We start from the raw sequence: 14,375 nt of genomic DNA, 5'->3' as shown, positions 1-14,375 counted from the left end.
GGCCTTTTATCTACCCTCACCCCAACCCTCTCCCTGGGGTAGAGGGGGCCGGAGGCGATTTGTGCGAAGGGGGCGGAGCTGTGCGGTAGTCTTGGTTGAAACGAGTGCCGCAAGATCAGGACGCTTCGGGAGCGGCTCCTTCGTAGGGTGTGGCGTAGCCGCACTCTTTCTGCGGGCAGACTTTTTCCGTGCCGCGCCGTTTGGTGGTCTTGATGGTGAGGATCGGCCAGCCGCAGTTGGGGCAGGGTTCTGCGATGGGCGGATTCCAGGCGGCGTAGCTGCACTTGGGGTAGGTGGAGCAGGAATAGAACAGCTTGCCGTAGCGGGACTTGCGCGCCAGCAGCGTGCCGGTCTTGCACTCGGGGCAGGTCACGCCGGTGTCGGCCGGCTTGACCAGGGATTCGATGTGCTTGCACTTGGGATAGGCGCTGCAGCCGATGAACTTGCCGTAGCGGCCGGTCTTGACCACCAGGGGAGAGTCGCATTCGGGGCAGGTGCGGCCTTCCACCACTTCCGGCTTCACCTCTTCCTCGGCGCCGTCGGCGTTGAGGTTGCGGGTGTATTTGCATTCCGGGTAGTTGGTGCAGCCGATGAATCGGCCGTTGCGCCCCAGGCGGATGGACAGCTTGCTGCCGCATTCCGGGCAGGCTTCGTCCATGGCTTCCTGGGTCACGTCCTGGCGCTTGAGGCTTTCGTCCTTGGCGGAAATCAGCGTGGTGAACGGCTGCCAGAACTGCCGCAGCAACGGCACCCATTGTTTCTCGCCGCGCGCCACCGCGTCCAGGTCGTCCTCCAGCAGCGCCGTGAAGTTGTAGTCCACGTACTGGGTGAAATGTTCGGTGAGGAACTTGTTGACGATGCGGCCCACGTCGGTGGGATAGAAGCGCTTGGTTTCCAGCTTGACGTAGTCGCGCTGCTGCAAGGTGGAAATGATGGAGGCATAGGTGGACGGCCGGCCGATGCCGTGTTCTTCCAGGGCCTTCACCAGGCTGGCTTCGGTGTAGCGCGGCGGCGGCTCGGTGAAGTGCTGGCCGGTGATGACGTCCAGCAGCTGCACGTCCTCGCCTTCCTTCATGGGCGGCAGCACGCTTTCCTCGTCGTCGTCGCTGGTGGCCGCATCGTCGCGGCCTTCCAGGTAGACGGCCATGAAGCCGGGATGGGCGATGGTGGAGCCGGTGGCGCGGAACACGTTGCCTTCGCCGCAACTGAGGTCGGCCGCCACCATGTTGATGGTGGCGTGGATCATCTGGCAGGCCACGGTGCGCTTCCAGATCAGCGCGTAGAGCTTGAGCTGGTCGGGGGTCAGATAACCTTTCAGGGTTTCCGGGATGCGCCGGCTGGACGTGGGCCGCACCGCTTCGTGGGCTTCCTGGGCGTTCTTGGACTTGGTCTTGTAGACCCGCGGCGCGTCAGGCACGTTGTCCTTGCCGAAGCGTTCGGCGATCAGCTCGCGCATTTCCGCCACCGCTTCCGCCGCCAGGGCGGTGGAGTCGGTACGCATGTAGGTGATGAGGCCGACCGTTTCGCCGCCGATGTCGATGCCTTCGTACAGCTGCTGCGCCACCGTCATGGTGCGGCGGGTGGTGAAGCCCAGTTTGCGCGCGGCTTCCTGCTGCAGGGTGGAGGTGATGAAGGGCGGCGCGGGGTTGCGCTTGCGCTGCTTCTTTTCCAGCTTGGCCACGCGCAGCTTGCCGCCGGCGGCCTGGAGCAGGGCGTCGCGCACCGTCGTCGCACGGCCTTCGTCGGTGATGCTGAACTGTTCCTGCTTTTCGCCGGCGTAGTGGGTCAGCTTGGCTTTGAATTCCTGGCCGTGGGCCTTGCTGGCGGCGTCCACCGTCCAGTATTCGCGGGTCTGGAACGCTTCGATTTCCAGCTCGCGCTCGACGATCATGCGCAGCGCCGGGCTTTGCACGCGGCCGGCGGATAGGCCGCGGCGGATCTTTTTCCACAGCAGGGGCGACAGGTTGAAGCCCACCAGGTAGTCCAGGGCGCGGCGCGCCTGCTGGGCGTTGATCAGGTCGGTGGACAACGGTTTGGGGTCGGCGATGGCCTCGGTGATGGCGCGCTTGGTGATTTCGTGGAACACCACCCGGTGCACCGGCTTGTCCTTCAGGGCTTTCTTTTCCTGCAAAATCTCGTGGATATGCCAGGAAATGGCTTCGCCTTCGCGGTCAGGGTCGGTCGCCAGATAGAGCACGTCGGCGCTCTTGGCGGCCTTGGCGATGGCCTGCACGTGCTTGCTGTTTTTCTCGATCACCTCGTAGCGCATGGCGAAGTCGTGCTCCGGGTCCACCGCGCCTTCCTTGGGGATCAGGTCGCGAACGTGGCCGTAGGACGCCAGCACGTGGAAATCCTTGCCCAGGTACTTTTCGATGGTCTTGGCCTTGGCGGGCGATTCGACGATGACGAGATTGTTGCTCATGGATACAGGATAGTGGACGAACCGAAAACCAACGTTGCCGCCTTAAGCGCCCGCTGGGTGAAGCCGTCGAGAGAATAGACGAAATTCAATGCTGCTTGTGCCAGCGGCGCGGCGAGTTGCGCCTATTAAGCAGAATCGCCGCCGCCGTTGCAAGCGTGTGTTGGGATGATCAGTGCCAGCGCTGCGGAATATTGCCGTAAACCAGGTCTTCCATACGCGCGAACGCCACTTCTTCGTTGGGCTGGCTGAACAGCACCAGCAGCACCACCCACTTCAAATCGTCCAGGGTGATGTTGTCTTCTTCCAGGGCCATGAGGCGGTCGATGACCAGCTCGCGGTTGGTGGCGCTGAGGATGCCGCACTGTTCCAGGAACAGCAGGTAGCCGCGGCATTCCACATCCAGCCGGGACAGCTCCTCCGTGCTGTAGATGCGGCAGGCGGTGGCGTTGGTATTGACGGTTTGCTGTTCGGCCAGGGATTCCAGCCACGCGAACGCCTTGCTGATTTCCGCCTGGGGAAAGCCGGCCTCCAGCAATTCGTTACGGATCTCGTCGGGATCGGATACGAGGTTCGCATCGTCCTCGATGTAGTTTTCGAACAGGTAGATTAGAACGTCAAATACGTTTTCTTTCATCGATCGGGCTGGCTTCCGTGAGTATGGGGCCGCAAGGCCGGAGTGGATTGGGGCTTACAAGCGGTAGTAACTCCCGCCGGCAGCGGAAGCGATGTGGCCAGACAGCTCCAACATTAATAGCGTGGAAGCCACGGCTTCGGGCGTTTCGCCGCTAAGCGCGACTAAAGTATCCACCGAGGTGGGTTCATAGGCAACAAATTTGAGCAGGCCCAGGTGATCTTCGGCCGGCTGGAGCGTTTCCCCGTCCTGCGCCGGGGCGGCTAAGTCCGGCGCGACGAAGCCGCCCAGTTCCTCCAGTATGTCCGCCACGGTTTCCACCAGCTTCGCTCCCTGGCGGATCAGGGCATTGCAGCCCTTGGCCAGGGGGTTATGAATGGAGCCGGGGATGGCGTAGACCTCGCGCCCTTGCTCCAGCGCTTGCCGGGCGGTGATCAGCGAGCCGCTCTGGGCCGCCGCTTCCACCACCAGCACGCCCAGGCTCAGTCCGCTGATGATGCGGTTGCGGCGTGGGAAATGGCTGGGCAGCACCGGCGTTCCGGGCGGCAATTCCGACACCAGCGCACCCTGTCGGGCGATGTCGTGGGCCAGTTGCCGATGGCGGGCGGGGTATACCCGATCCAGGCCGGTGCCGACCACGGCGATGGTGACGCCGCCGCAGGACAGCGCGCCGCGATGGCTGGCGGCGTCGATTCCCAAGGCCATGCCGCTGGTGATGCCCAAGCCGGTCCGGCTCAGGGCGGCGGCGAAATCCGCGGCGGTGCGCTCCCCGGGCGGCGAGGGGTTGCGGCTGCCCACCACGGCCAACTGCGGTAAGGACAGCAGGGCCGGATCGCCCCGCACGTAGAGCAGCGGCGGCGGGTCGTGGATTTGTTTGAGCAGGGCAGGGTAAAGGTCGTCGTGCAGGGTCAGCACGCGACAGTCGTTGTTCGCCAGCCAATCCAGGTCGGCGTCCACCTGGGTCCAGTCGGGCTGCTGCAAGGCGGCGATGGCGGCGTCGGCCAGGCCCAGGCCGCGCAAGCCGGCGGTCGACTGGCCGAACGCCGCGTCGGGCGACCCCAGCCTTTCCAGCAATTTGAGGAAAGCGACGCTGCCGACGCCCGGCGCCCGCGACAGGGCCAGCCAGTAGCGGAGCGAGTCCTTTTCGATGCCCGTCTTCCCTTAGTTGGGGGTTCGCACCACGTCGCCCAGGCGTAGCTCGCGGCTGGTGTGCATGATCAAGCCGTAGCTGACGCGCTCGAAGCAACGGAAGATCAACAGGCTGCCGGCCGCTTCGTTGGGCAGGTCGGGGGAGTCGAAGGGGATGCCGCTGACCTTGTCCTTGACCGCCTTGCCCCGCGAGTCGATTTCCAGCACGTGGCCGACCTCCAGGCCGTCGCTGCTGCCGCGATCCAGCGCCACCACCGCATATTGGCCGATGCTCGACGCGCCGCCGCGGACTTTGGTCGTGTCGCTGTCGAGGAAGGCGATGATGTGGCCCTTAATTTCCGCCGCCGGGGGGCGCGGTTCGTAACTGGAGGGAATCCGCTCGTCGTCCTGCGGCAGCAGGCGGTCGCCGACTACGGCTTCCCGGGTGGTGTTGGCCAGGGTGAAAATGGCCGGGTCGCCTTCCTGCGTCAGGCGGGCGGTGCCGACGGACATGGCCTCGTAGCCCAGCTCCTCGCCGCTTTCGCCGTCCTTATAGAGCGAGCCTTTGTGGAATACGCCGAAAGTGTCCTGGCTCGAGTCTTCCAGGCCGCGCACGTAGAGCTTGTCTCCGGTGCCGGCAAAGTGGCGGTTGTCGGGAAGCTCCAGCACGTAGGGGGCGTTGTCCAGCTCCTCGTGGGTGACCACTTTGGGCGAGCTGAGAAAGGCGCGCACCAGGTTGAAGGGAATAAGGGGGATTTCCGCGGCCATGTCGCTGGCGCGGACCTTCGGCGACAGCTTCACCTCCGGCAGCGGGTCGCCGGGGCGGCGGGGCGGCGGCGTGCCGTTGCCGCCGTTGAGCTGCAAGCGGGGAACGCCCGCCACGCTGATCAGCGTCAGCACGTCTCCGGGGCGCAGCGGGCGCTCGGCCTTTTTGCCGGTTTCCCAGAGATCCGGCCATTGCCAGGGGTCCTTGAGGAATTTGCCGGCGACGTCCCATAACGTGTCGCCTGCCGTTACGACGTACCGATCGGGATGCTGGGGGTTGAGCACCACCTCTTTTTTGCCCGCCGTCGCCGCCGTGCAGGCGATCAGCGTCAGCAGCCCGATAAAGGTATTGCGAATATTCATGGACATTCTGTTCCTCTAAGACGGCCCCGGACTCCCTGTTCCCGCGGCCTCCGCGGTATTGCCCGGTCTATCGGCCTAGTTCCGTGCCAAGTGTAGAGAAATTCCGATAAAATTGCATGTAAGGCTTACTATAGCGACAGATTGCCATGGCTATTTTGACGATACTCGAATTCCCCGACGAGCGCTTGCGTAAAAAGGCTCTGCCGGTGCCTGAGGTGGACGACGCCGTCCGCCGCTTGCTGGACGACATGCTGGAAACCATGTACGCGGCGCCGGGCGTCGGTTTGGCCGCTCCCCAGGTGAATCACCACAAGCGCGTGGTGGTGATCGATATTTCCGAGGAAAAGAACGAACCCCTGTGTTTGGTCAATCCGGAAATCGTCGCCAAGCACGGCACGGAAGAGTCCGAAGAGGGTTGCTTGTCCGTCCCCGGCATTTTCGAAAAAGTGGAGCGGGCGGAGAAAGTCACCGTGCGCGCCCTCGATCGCGACGGCGAAGCTTTCGAACTGGAAGCGGACGGCCTGTTGGCAGTGTGCATCCAGCACGAGCTGGATCATCTGGACGGCAAGTTGTTCGTGGACTATCTCTCGCCGCTGAAGCGCCACATGGCCCGTAAAAAGCAGCAAAAAAATCGCCAGAAACCGGAGCCCCGCTCCGCCGCGGGCCGCCGCGCGGCGCCCAACTAGGCCGGTATTCCGGCCCTCTTCCTGGAACGCTATGAAGATCATTTTTGCCGGTACGCCGGATTTCGCCGTTCCCACTTTGCAAATGCTGCTGGATAACGGTTATCCGGTTTGCGCCGTTTATACCCAGCCGGATCGTCCCGCCGGGCGCGGCCGCCACGCCGCCGCCAGCCCGGTGAAGCAGTTGGCGCTGCAACACGGCCTGACGGTGATGCAGCCGGCCTCCTTCAAGGAACCCGGCGCGCTGGACGCCCTGCGCGCCTTCGACGCCGACCTGATGGTGGTGGTGGCCTACGGTATGCTGCTGCCGCAAGCGGTGCTGGACATCCCGCGCCTGGGTTGCGTCAACAACCACGCTTCCCTGTTGCCGCGCTGGCGCGGCGCGGCGCCCATCCAGCGGTCGTTGCTGGCCGGCGACAAGGAAACCGGCGTGACCCTTATGCGCATCGAGTTGAAGCTGGACGCAGGCCCCATGCTGCGCAAGGCCGCCGTCGCCATCGGTGCGGACGAGACCGGCGGCGAACTGCACGACCGCTTGGCTCAACTGGGGGCCGAATTGTTGCGCGAGTCGCTGCCCGATTTGCTGGCCGAACGCCTGCCGGGGGAGATCCAGGACGAGTCCTTGGTCACTTACGCGGAAAAGCTCAACAAGCAGGAAGCCCGCATCGACTGGGGCCGGCCGGCGGCGGACATCGAACGCCAGGTACGCGCCTTCAATCCCTGGCCGGTGGCGGAAACGCAGTACCAGGGCCAGCAGTTGCGCATCTGGCGCGCCAAGGCCCTGGCGCTGGCCGCCCACGGCCAGCCCGGTACGGTCAAGGTCGACGGCCGCACCCTGCTGGTGGCCGCCGGCGACGGCGTGCTGCGCCTGGACGAGGTGCAACTGCCCGGCGGCAAGCGCATGGCGGCGGACGCCTTCCTCAACGCCCACAACGTCAGCGGTGTTCGCCTTGGCTGAGCGCGCGCCCAACTCCCGCCTGGCCGCGGCGCGGGTACTGACGCGGGTGGTCGAACAGGGGCAATCCCTCACCGACGCCCTGGCGGCGGAACTGCCCGCCTTGCCCAACGGCCGCGACCGCGCTTTCGTGCAAGCCCTGTGCTTCGGCGTCATGCGCCGCTATTGGCAATTGGACGCCATTCTGGCGCAACTGGTGCGCAAGCCGATCCAAGTGGCCGAAGTGCACATGCTGGCGCTGGCGGGGCTTTACCAGCTGTCCCACATGGCGGTGAAGCCCTACGCGGCGGTGGCGGAAACCGTCGCCGCCGCCGGCCGCCATGCCTGGGCCAAGCCGTTGCTCAACGCCGTATTGCGCAACTACCAGCGCCGCCGAGAAGAGCTGGAGGCCGCCATCGCCGGCGACACGGTGGCGACCACTTCCCATCCCGCCTGGCTCATCGAGCGGTTGCGCGGCGATTGGCCGCAGCAGTGGCAGGCCATCCTGGAAGCCAACAACCAACAGCCGCCCATGGTGCTGCGCGCCAACCGCCGCCGCAACGATCGGGACGCCTATCTGGCGCTGCTGCGGCAACAGGAGCTGGCGGCCGAGGCCGCCGGGCCGGGGCAGGACGCCATCGTGCTGGGGCAGCCGCTGGACGTGGCGCAACTGCCCGGTTTTGCCGACGGCCTGGTGTCGGTGCAGGATGGCGCGGCGCAGCTGGCCGCGCCCCTGCTAGACCCGCAGCCGGGCGACCGGGTGTTGGACGCCTGCGCCGCGCCCGGCGGCAAAACCGCCCATTTGCTCGAATATTGCCCGCAAGCGCTAGTGACCGCCGTCGACGTGGCGCCGGAACGGGTGCAGCGTATCGGCGAAACCTTGCAGCGCCTGAACCTGGCCGCCACGGTGGCGGTGGGCGATGCCGGCCGGCCGCAGGACTGGTGGGACGGCCAGCCGTTCCAACGCATCCTGCTGGATGCGCCCTGTTCGGCCACCGGCGTGATCCGCCGCCACCCCGACATCAAATGGCTGCGGCGGGACAGCGACATCGCTACCCTGGCCGATACCCAGGGCAAGCTGCTCGACGCCCTGTGGCCGCTGCTGGCGCCCGGCGGCGTGCTGCTCTACGCCACCTGTTCCGTGTTGCGGGAAGAAAACGACAGGCAGGTCGGCCGTTTCCTGGAGCGCCGCAACGACGCGGTGGAACTGCCCTTGGCCGGCGCTTGGGGCACGGCGCTGGCCTATGGCCGGCAAATTCTGCCCGGCGAGCAGGGCATGGACGGCTTTTATTACGCCAAACTGGGCAAGCGCGATGGCTAAGGGGCTGCTTGCCCTGGCTTTGTTGTTCAACACCGCCTTGGGTTGGGCGGCAAGCGCAGAATTCACCGTGCTGGACGCGCGGTTGCAGTTGCAAAAGGACGGCTATTCCCTGAGCGCCGACATCGACTACCGCCTGCCTCCCGCCGTGCGGGAGGCCCTCGGCAACAGCGTGCCCATCACCTTGGTGGTGCAGCTGAAGGTCAAGCGCGAGCGCCGCTTGTTGTGGGAAGAAACCGTGCTCAACGAATATGTGCGCTATCGGCTGCGTTATCACGCCTTGAGCAAGCTCTATCAAATCCAGCAGGAAGGCATCGGCGGTTCGCGCAACTTCGCCACCCTGGACGCCGCCGTCCAAGCGCTGGGCAGCATCCGCCAGCTGAGCATCGCGTCCGCCGATCGCTTCATGCTGGGCATTACCTACAAAGCCGGCGTGCGCGCCTACCTGGATTTCGAAGCCCTGCCCCTGCCGCTGCGCTCGGTGGCCTATTTGAACCCGCAGTGGCACCTTGACAGCCCGTGGTACCGATGGAACTTCGCCGAATAGCGCCGCCTTTGGGGCTCGGTGTCGCGGCCGCGTTGGCGGTCATCCTGGGGTCCTTGCACCTCATGACTTCGGCCATGCAGCATTCGTCCCAGCTGAGCGGCTGGTATTCCGCGATGGTGGGCATCAACACCCTCGGCACGTTGCTGCTGTTGGGGCTGGTCGGGGTGAACGGCTATTGGCTGTATAAGCAGCTGCGCCAGCGGGAGGCCGGTTCGCGGTTGACGGCGCGCATGGCGGTGTTGTTCATTCTGCTGACCCTGGCGCCGGCTTCGGTGGTGTTTTACAGCTCCATGCAGTTTTTGCACGAGAGCATCGACAGCTGGTTCGACACGGAAATCGACCGGGCCATGGAGGACGCGTTGGAGCTGGGCCAGGCGGTGCTGGGCGAGCGCACCCGCGCCCTGGTGGAAGCCAGCGAGCAAATCGCCGAGTCCGTCGCCGGCACGCCGGAGGCCATGACCGCGCTGCACTTGGATGAGCTGCGCGAGCAAGCCGGCGCCACCGAGTTGACCCTATTCGGCAAGCAGGCCCGCATCGTCGCCTCCAGCAGCATGCAGCCCGGCTTGATCGTGCCGAGCCTGCCCAACGAAAGCCTGTTGCTCCACTTGAAGGAACACCAGCCTTATGTGGGCATGGAGCCGGTGCCGGACTCGACGGAACCCTGCGTGGAACCCTGCCGCAAAGGCCAGGCCGCCTCCCTGCCGAACCTGCGCGTACGCGTCATTTCCCGGCTCGCCACGCCGGACGCGCTGTATCTGCAGGCCCTGTACAGCATTCCGCCGCGCATCGGCGCTCTGGCGGAATCGGTGGAGGCGGCGTTCGGCCACTATCGGGAAATGAACTACCTGCGGGGCGCACTCAAGCTCACGTTCTCCTTGGGCTTGTCCTTGGTGCTGCTGATGAGCCTGCTGGCCGCCATCTGGGCCGCTTTCATCAGCATCCGCCGCATCGTGGCGCCGGTACGGGAGCTGGCCTTGGCCACCCGCAAGGTGGCGGACGGCGACTACGCCCAGCGCCTGCCGGTGCAGAGCGAGGACGAGCTGGGCTTCCTGGTGGAGTCCTTCAACGAAATGACCCGCCGCATCGCCCTCGCCCACGAAGAGGCCCAGCGTTCCCAGTTGGAAGTGGAGCACCAGCGCGCTTATCTGGAAACCATCCTCTCCAATCTCTCCTCAGGCGTGGTCAGCTTCGACGCCCTGATGCGGGTGCGCACCGCCAATCAGGCCGCCAACAACATCCTCAACGCGGACTTGGGCGCCTGCGCCGGCCATTCGCTGGCCTCCCTGGCGGAAGCCTATCCCAACCTGGCTGGCTGGGTGGAGGCGGTGCAGGCGCGCTTGCAGCACACCAAGTCCGTTTGGCAGGAGGAAATCGCCTTCGTCGGCCCCAATGGCCGCCAGGAACTGTTCTGCCGCGGCACGCCGCTGTTTTCCGCCTGGGGCTATTGGTCCGGCGCGGTGGTGGTGTTCGACGACGTCACCGCGCTGATCCAGGCCCAGCGCACCGCCCTGTGGAGCGAAATGGCCCGGCGCCTGGCCCACGAGATCAAGAACCCGCTGACGCCCATCCAGTTGTCCGCCGAGCGGTTGCGCCACAAGTTGGCGAAGAGCCTCAACGAGGCGGACGCCCAGGTGCTGGAAAAATCCACCCGCACCATCGTGCAGCAGGTGGAGGCCATGAAAACCATGGTCAACGCCTTCAACGACTATGCCCGCCCGTCCAAGGTGCAGCCGGTGGCGCTGGATTTGGCCGAGTTGGTGGAAGAGGTGGCGGCGCTCTATCCCGCCGCTTCCGGCCTGAAAATCGACGTATGCGCCACGGGGCCGCTGCCCCGCGTCAAGGCCGATCCGGTGCACATGCGGCAAGTGCTGCACAACCTCATCAAAAACGCCCAGGAAGCCGGCGGCGGCGACGAGGCCGCCACTCGGGTGGAGATCGCCTTGCGCTCCGTCGAGGATGCGCCCGGCTATTTGGAAATCAGCGTGCGCGACAACGGCCCCGGCATCGCTCCGGAGTACCTGGAGCGGGTATTCGAGCCCTACGTCACCAGCAAGACCAAGGGCACGGGGCTGGGGCTGGCCGTGGTGCGGAAAATCATCGAAGAACACGGCGGCGGCATCCGCATCGACAGCCGGTACAAGGCCGGGGCCGGGTTTATAATTCGCTTGCCGCTGGCGGAGCCCGTCTTGGCGGCGGACAGGAGAGACGAGCAGTGAGCAAACCCTACATCCTGGTGGTGGACGACGAGCCCGATATTCGCCAACTGGTCAGCGAAATCCTGGCCGATGAAGGCTACCAGGTCGACGTGGCGCAAGACGCCGCCGAAGCGCGCCGGCTTTATGCCCGCAAGCCGCCGGATTTGGCCCTTTTGGATATTTGGATGCCGGATACCGACGGCATCACCCTGCTGAAAGAATGGAAGCGCGAAGAAGCCGACGATTTCCCCGTCATCATGATGTCCGGCCACGGCACGGTGGAAACGGCGGTGGAGGCCACCCGCCTGGGCGCCTACGATTTCCTGGAAAAGCCTTTGTCCATGGCCAAGCTGCTGCTGACCGTGGAGCGCGCCCTGGAGGCCTCCCGCCTGCAGCAGGAGAATATCGGCCTCAAGCGGCGCTTGGACACCTGGGTGGAGCCGGTGGGCCGCAGCGCGGTCATGGAGCAGCTGCGCCAGCAGGTGAGGCGCTTGGCCCAGCACGATGCTCACGCGGTGTTCAGCGGCGAGCCGGGCAGCGGCAAAGAAACCTTCGCGCGCTATCTGCACGCGCACAGCGCGCGCCACGACCAGCCGTTCGTCGATGTGGCGGTGGCCGCTCTCACCCCGGAACATTGCCTGGCCGCTTTTTTCGGCAAGGAGGAAAGCGGCGAGATCCAGGCCGGCTTATTGGAACAAGCCCAGGGCGGCGTGTTGTTTCTGGACGAAGTGGCCGATTTGGAGGCCGACACCCAGCTGCGCTTGTTCGGCGCTTTGGAGTCCGGCGCATTCCAAAGGGTCGGCGGCAGCGCGGCCGTTCCCTTGGATGTGCGCGTCATCGCCGCCACCCGCAAGTCCCTGGAGCAGGAAGTGCAGGCCGGCCGTTTTCGCAAGGACCTTTACTATTTGCTCAACGTGGTGAGCCTGGACATACCGCCGTTGCATCAACACCCGGAAGACGTCACCGAGTTGCTGAATTTCTATACGGACTATTTCGTCACCCGGGAAAAACTGGCGTTCCGTCGCTTTCCCGTGGCGGTGCAGAACCTGCTGCGCAACCATCCCTGGCGCGGCAATGTGCGGGAGCTGAAAAACCTGGTGCAGCGCTTGCTGATCCTGGGCAACGGCGAAGAGGTGGGGCTGGACGAGGTGAAGGCGGCCCTCGGCAGCGGCGCGGGACCCGCGGCCTCGCCCGGCTACGCGCTGGAATTGTTCAATCTGCCCCTGAAGGACGCGCGCGACCAATTCGAGAAAGCCTATCTGGAATATCATTTGGACAAGCACGGCGGCAGCATCGCCCGCCTCTCCCAGGCCATCGGCATCGAACGCACCCATTTGTACCGCAAGCTGCATTCCCTGGACATCAAGTTCCGCGAAAAAGGCTGATCCCCATTCCAACAATAAGAACAAACGGACTCTTATGAAAATCATCATCCTCGGCGCCGGCCAGGTCGGTACCAGCGTATTGAGCAGCCTGGCCAGCGAGGCCAACGATATCGTGGTGGTGGACACGCAGCCGCAACTGTTGAGCGATTTGCAGGACCGCTTCGATATCGCCACCATCGCCGGCAATGCGGCCCATCCCACCGTGTTGGAAAAGGCCGGCGCGGCCACCGCCGACCTGCTCATCGCCGTCACTTCCGACGACGAAACCAATATGCTGGCCTGCCAGATCGCCCACATCCTGTTCAAGACGCCGAAAAAGATCGCCCGCATCCGCGCCATCGAATACCAAGGCCGGCCGGAGCTGTTCGGCGCCGAAGGCATCCCCATCGACCTGGTCATCAGCCCCGAGCAGATCGTCACCGAGTTCATCGAGCGCTTGCTGGAATACCCCGGCGCCACCCAGGTGCTGGACTTCGCCAACGGCCGGGTGCGCATGGTGTCGGTGCAGGCGCGGGAAGGCGGCCCGCTGGTGCAGCGCGAGGTCAAGACCCTGCACCAGCACATGCCCAATGTGCACGCCCGCATCGCCGCCATTTTCCGCCAGGGCAAGCCCATCGTGCCGGACGGCAAGACGATCATCGAACCCGGCGACGAAGTGTTTTTCTGCGCCTCCAGCGGCGAAATCGAGGCGGTGATGAGCGAATTGCAGCGCTTGGACAAGCCCTACAAGCGCCTGATGTTCGCCGGCGGCGGCCACATCGGCAAGCGGGTGGCTTTGCGGCTGGAGCACGACTACAGCGTCAAGGTGATCGAGCGGGACACCCGGCGGGCGCACAAGATCGCCGCCGAGCTGACCCATACCATCGTGTTGAACGGCGACGCTTCCGACCGGGATTTGCTGATCGACGAGAACATCGACAATATCGACGTGTTCTGCGCCATCACCAACGACGACAAGGCCAACATCCTTTCCGCCATGCTGGCGAAAAAACTGGGCGCGCGCCGGGTTATGAGCCTGATTACCCGCAGCGCCTATGCCGATTTGGTGGAGACTCACTTGGTTGACTTGGTCATTTCGCCCCAGGAGGCCACCATCAGCGCCCTGCTGCGCTACGTGCGGCGCGGCGACGTGGTGCAGGTGCATTCCCTGCGGCGCGGCGCCTGCGAAGCCATGGAGGCGGTGGCCCACGGCGACTCCCGCACCTCCCGCGTGGTGGGCCAGCGCTTGGACCGCATCAAAATCCCGTCCGGCGTGGTCATGGGCGCCCTGGTGCGCGGCAACGAGGTCATCCAGGTGCATCACGACACGGTCATCGAGGAGGGCGATCACGTCATCATGTTCCTGCTGGAAAAGAAGCTGATCCCCGAAGTGGAAAAACTGTTCGCCGTGGCGGGGGGCTGACGCTGACCGCCGAGCTTGCCGCCAAGTGGGATAAGCACTACACCGCCGCCGCCCCGGTGCCGCCGGCGGCGGTATTGGTCGACAACGCCCACTTGCTGCCGCCCTCCGGCCGTGCCTTGGACTTGGCCTGCGGTTTGGGCGGCAACGCCCTGTTGCTGGCCCGGCTGGGCCTGCGAGTCCACGCTTGGGACATCTCCCCCGTCGCCGTCGAGCGTCTGCGCTTGGCCGCCGCCGAGCCAGGGCTGGCGATCGACGCCGAGGTTCGCGATGCGGAAAACGCGCCCTGGCCGCAGGCGTTTTTCGACGTGATCGTCGTCAGCCGCTTCCTCTGCCGCCCCCTGGCCGGACCCATCGCGGCGGCTCTCAAGCCCGGCGGCTTGTTGTTCTACCAGACTTTCGTTGGTGACAAGGCCGAAGGCATCGGCCCGAGCAATCCGGACTACCTGTTGGAACGCAACGAATTGCTGCGGTTGTTCGCCGGCCTGCGGGTGATCGCCTACCGGGAGGAAGGCCTGGTGGGCGACATGGGTCGGGGTTTCCGCAACGAGGCCATGCTGGTGGCGCAGCAGGCATGATTTATCCATACCTAACCCCAGTGCCGT

The 14,375-nt window shown here is 65.0% G+C and carries 12 protein-coding genes; 8 read left to right on the top strand and 4 right to left on the bottom strand.

Annotated features, from left to right (window positions below; all coding sequences use genetic code 11):
* Window positions 1-115: 115 nt before the first annotated feature.
* From topA to K5607_RS15330, 4 genes are all read right to left on the bottom strand, one after another.
* The gene (gene topA / locus K5607_RS15345; RefSeq protein ID WP_221047531.1) at window positions 116-2,422 is read right to left on the bottom strand and encodes a type I DNA topoisomerase; all 2,307 of its coding nucleotides are present in this window, start codon (window positions 2,420-2,422) and stop codon (window positions 116-118) included.
* Between the two features lie 169 nt (window positions 2,423-2,591).
* Complete coding sequence (locus K5607_RS15340; RefSeq protein WP_054773444.1) at window positions 2,592-3,056, bottom strand: Smg family protein; 465 nt, start codon at window positions 3,054-3,056, stop codon at window positions 2,592-2,594.
* Window positions 3,057-3,110: 54 nt separating this feature from the next.
* Entirely contained in the window at window positions 3,111-4,127 is a 1,017-nt protein-coding gene (dprA, locus tag K5607_RS15335; RefSeq protein WP_343222927.1) for a DNA-processing protein DprA, read from the bottom strand.
* Window positions 4,128-4,214: 87 nt separating this feature from the next.
* Window positions 4,215-5,309 (bottom strand): LysM peptidoglycan-binding domain-containing protein, encoded by a 1,095-nt coding sequence (locus K5607_RS15330; RefSeq protein ID WP_221047530.1) that lies wholly within the window; start codon window positions 5,307-5,309, stop codon window positions 4,215-4,217.
* Between the two features lie 146 nt (window positions 5,310-5,455).
* Between K5607_RS15330 and def the strand changes: the two genes are divergently transcribed.
* From def to K5607_RS15290, 8 genes are all read left to right on the top strand, one after another.
* The gene (def, locus tag K5607_RS15325; RefSeq protein ID WP_221047529.1) at window positions 5,456-5,995 is read left to right on the top strand and encodes a peptide deformylase; all 540 of its coding nucleotides are present in this window, start codon (window positions 5,456-5,458) and stop codon (window positions 5,993-5,995) included.
* A gap of 31 nt (window positions 5,996-6,026) precedes the next feature.
* A complete protein-coding gene (gene fmt / locus K5607_RS15320; protein ID WP_221047528.1) occupies window positions 6,027-6,950 on the top strand; it encodes a methionyl-tRNA formyltransferase in 924 nt (307 codons plus the stop codon).
* The gene (rsmB, locus tag K5607_RS15315) at window positions 6,943-8,247 is read left to right on the top strand and encodes a 16S rRNA (cytosine(967)-C(5))-methyltransferase RsmB (protein WP_221047527.1); all 1,305 of its coding nucleotides are present in this window, start codon (window positions 6,943-6,945) and stop codon (window positions 8,245-8,247) included. Before fmt ends, rsmB begins: the two co-directional genes overlap by 8 nt.
* Window positions 8,240-8,791, top strand: a complete 552-nt coding sequence (locus K5607_RS15310) for a DUF4390 domain-containing protein (RefSeq protein ID WP_221047526.1) — start codon at window positions 8,240-8,242, stop codon at window positions 8,789-8,791. Before rsmB ends, K5607_RS15310 begins: the two co-directional genes overlap by 8 nt.
* A complete protein-coding gene (locus K5607_RS15305; protein ID WP_221047525.1) occupies window positions 8,773-11,007 on the top strand; it encodes a sensor histidine kinase in 2,235 nt (744 codons plus the stop codon). Before K5607_RS15310 ends, K5607_RS15305 begins: the two co-directional genes overlap by 19 nt.
* Entirely contained in the window at window positions 11,004-12,371 is a 1,368-nt protein-coding gene (locus tag K5607_RS15300; protein ID WP_054773872.1) for a sigma-54-dependent transcriptional regulator, read from the top strand. The genes K5607_RS15305 and K5607_RS15300 overlap by 4 nt, the downstream gene beginning before the upstream one ends.
* A 34-nt stretch (window positions 12,372-12,405) precedes the next feature.
* The gene (trkA, locus tag K5607_RS15295; RefSeq protein ID WP_221047524.1) at window positions 12,406-13,773 is read left to right on the top strand and encodes a Trk system potassium transporter TrkA; all 1,368 of its coding nucleotides are present in this window, start codon (window positions 12,406-12,408) and stop codon (window positions 13,771-13,773) included.
* Window positions 13,774-13,847: 74 nt separating this feature from the next.
* A complete protein-coding gene (locus K5607_RS15290; RefSeq protein WP_246598886.1) occupies window positions 13,848-14,348 on the top strand; it encodes a class I SAM-dependent methyltransferase in 501 nt (166 codons plus the stop codon).
* Window positions 14,349-14,375 lie beyond the last annotated feature (27 nt).

The organism is Methylogaea oryzae, assembly GCF_019669985.1.
Classification (GTDB): Bacteria; Pseudomonadota; Gammaproteobacteria; order Methylococcales; family Methylococcaceae; genus Methylogaea; species Methylogaea oryzae.
The sequence above is the reverse complement of the archived record's forward strand: the minus strand, read 5'-3'. Positions and strand labels throughout refer to the sequence as shown.